The organism is Microbacterium sp., assembly GCF_052099035.1.
Classification (GTDB): domain Bacteria; phylum Actinomycetota; class Actinomycetes; order Actinomycetales; family Microbacteriaceae; genus Microbacterium.
The window spans coordinates 1-2,663 of sequence record NZ_JBQDSX010000150.1; the positions used below are offsets into that span (position 1 = coordinate 1).

Below are 2,663 nucleotides of genomic sequence, written 5' to 3' on the forward strand. Positions count from 1 at the left end.
CGCTCACCCTCGCGGCCTAAACCACACCTGTCACCAGTTCGTTCCTCACGCCCCACCGCTCTGCTTGCTGGGCTTGCCAGAATCATCGACGAGGGTGACGCGGACCAGGACAGAAAGAAGAAGACGCGCTCGAGCTCAGAGATAATCGCGGAGCACGGCAGGCAGCTAGATTCCTAGCCGTTAGAAGCCGCTAGTCCCGGCGAGATCGGCGCTAGCGTTCCTCCTGCTCTCGAGCAGGAGGGGCACTTTCGTCGTGTGCGGAGCAATAGCGCGCGGGGCGCGAGTCAGCCGAGCGTGGCGCCCTTTCGGCGATTGCACGGCTCGCATAGGAGCTGCAGGTTCCTGGCGGTGTTTGACCCGCCCATCGAGAACGGGATGATGTGGTCGAACTCGAGGTTCTCCCGGCTGCCGCATTCGACGCATGCTCCGCCGTCGCGTTGCCAGACCGCGACCTTCACGTCCTGCGGGATCTTCGTACGTTTGGTGGGGCGGTCGAGCTGATCTGTCATCGCCTGTAGAGCATGGGCCTTCTCGAGCGCAAGCCGTCGACGATTGGCCATCTCGTTTGCAAGGGCACGGACATCTTCCGGCGTGAGATCGCGATCGGTCGTTGTGTAGAAGCGGCCAGCATAGAGCCAGTAGTACTGCTCCCTGCCGAACACAGAGAACACCATGACAGGGATCTCGGCGGACTTGGCGACGTCGGCTGAGCGAAGCGCATAGTGAACGCCTGACGTTACTCGCGCCGTGTCAGGGGTCGGGCGGTCTAGGAAACCGCCTGGTTTCTTAGAGAAGCGAGCGATGCGGTGTGTGAACGCGCTCAGCGACGACGCTGAGTGGGTGTCCTCACCATGGTTGGCTTGTGCGTATTCGCTGTCGGAGAGCTCGACAACGTGCGCCTCGAGCACGTGCTTCAGTAACGCCATGAAGAAACACTATCAGCGGGGCCTGCAGACGGGTGAGCCGGATCTGGACCGGGGCGACCGTAGCGCATGCGCGAGCACGCCGACCCTTAGGAACGCGCCCCGGACGCACGGCTACGCCCTCGCTCCGTGATCTTCGGATCCCGGGCGGGGGAGCTCTTGTCATTCAGCGCTCCGAAATGGCCCGCGAGGCCGATTTTGGGCATCTGGTAAGATGAGTAAAGGGCACTCTTTATGTCGATTGCCCTTTAGCTGCTCGCGACTCATGAAATGGAGACTCGATATGTTTGAACACGTTAAGAGTACCCCGAAGTCACCCTCAGGCGCAAGCTTTCGAAACAGGAAGGTGCGACGTGGACCTTGGGTTCTCGCTCGTGCTCGTACTGGCGATCGTTTTGGCGATCCAGTACGGCCCGCGCAAATAGTGGTGCACTAGCACTCAGTTAGCGGCAGTCCTGGCGCACAACGCCAATCCTCGAGGGTGAATCGTGGAGGTGAAGCGGTATCGTGCGCCAGGCTACGTCGCGCTCAAACGCTGCGAATGCTGATTGCCTGCCACCCGTCCGGGATGCTCGACTCGAGATCGTCGCGGCTCTCGATCGTGATCTCACGGAACCCCGTTCGCCGCGCGGTGCCCTTGTGCTGGGATGGGCGGATGTCGGCGAGCTCGAACCCTTCGGGAATCTGCGCTCGCAGGCCGGCGTGCATCTCGTCGAGGCTGTCCGCTTCCGGGGTCTCGATGTCGACGGTCTCGGTCGGGCGGATCATCGCAATGTAGGGCACGAGCACAGGCTAGCCATTGAACGTGACAGCTCCCCGCCAGACCCAGCAGCGCAGTTGTTTCCCGTTGAGCTCGAGTTCTACGCCGACGGCGCGTTCGGTCCACCGGTCGATGCGAACGGTGGCTTGCACATCGGTGTCACCGAACCGCAGCCAAGCCGTGCCGGTGATGGGGGTACGCGGTGGAGCGACCGTGATCGGCAACCGCGTCAAGGCCAGTTGCTCGGGCGTGAGTGACTGCAGTGGTCCCTTGGCGGTGGCGTCGCGTAGCTCGCGCTCCTCGCGCCTGTCCTCGCCCAGGGAAGGGTAGCGGCGGTTCGATCCCATGCACGCGAGTATAGAACGAATGTTCGAATGCTTCCCGAGTCAGTGCCCGCGCAGCCCGCGCCGTGGCGGATCCGGGTTCGGTGGGTCGTCCCGGTATCGCTCGAGCGCGGTGATCAGCTCGTCGACGGTGTGGATACCGGGCTGATCGACATCATGTCCACCACTTCCGACCAGACGAGGCGAGGCTCTGCGGCATCGGGGCCGTCCATGCGACGAGGATACTGCGACAGCAACGACACGCCCGCCTCGATCGTTCAGCCCGTCGTCGGTAAGGTGGGCGCGAGGTCGAGGTACCAGCTCGACCCCGCGCCCGTTGAAGTTTCATCTAGCTACTTCTTCTTGGGCTTGTGCACGACGGTCGTCCGCGGGTTGCGGGCGGCCGTCGACTTCTTCACGAAGCGCCCAGTGATCGCGCTACGCGCGTGTCCTTTGCTGGCCACGATGCACCTCCTTTCCTAGTCGAGGCGAGTGTGGGCAAAACGTGGGCAAGGCCCCGGCGCTGCCCCCAGTTCGGGAGCGTGTGCGCAGGAGCCTTGCCAACATTCATCCACTTGGAAACTGTGTCCGACCGGGGATATTCAGAAGTCCCAGTCGTCGTCTTCGGTGGCCACGGCCTTGCCGATGACGTAGCTG

General features: G+C 62.9%; 3 protein-coding genes. All 3 read right to left on the reverse strand.

The window, feature by feature from the left end:
- Positions 1-284: 284 nt before the first annotated feature.
- The gene (locus ACTIAO_RS17615; protein ID WP_441850506.1) at positions 285-926 is read right to left on the reverse strand and encodes an HNH endonuclease; all 642 of its coding nucleotides are present in this window, start codon (positions 924-926) and stop codon (positions 285-287) included.
- A 525-nt stretch (positions 927-1,451) separates the two neighbouring features.
- Entirely contained in the window at positions 1,452-1,706 is a 255-nt protein-coding gene (locus ACTIAO_RS17620) for a hypothetical protein (RefSeq protein WP_441850504.1), read from the reverse strand.
- A gap of 9 nt (positions 1,707-1,715) precedes the next feature.
- Entirely contained in the window at positions 1,716-2,030 is a 315-nt protein-coding gene (locus ACTIAO_RS17625; protein WP_441850502.1) for a hypothetical protein, read from the reverse strand.
- Between the last annotated feature and the right edge of the window lie 633 nt (positions 2,031-2,663).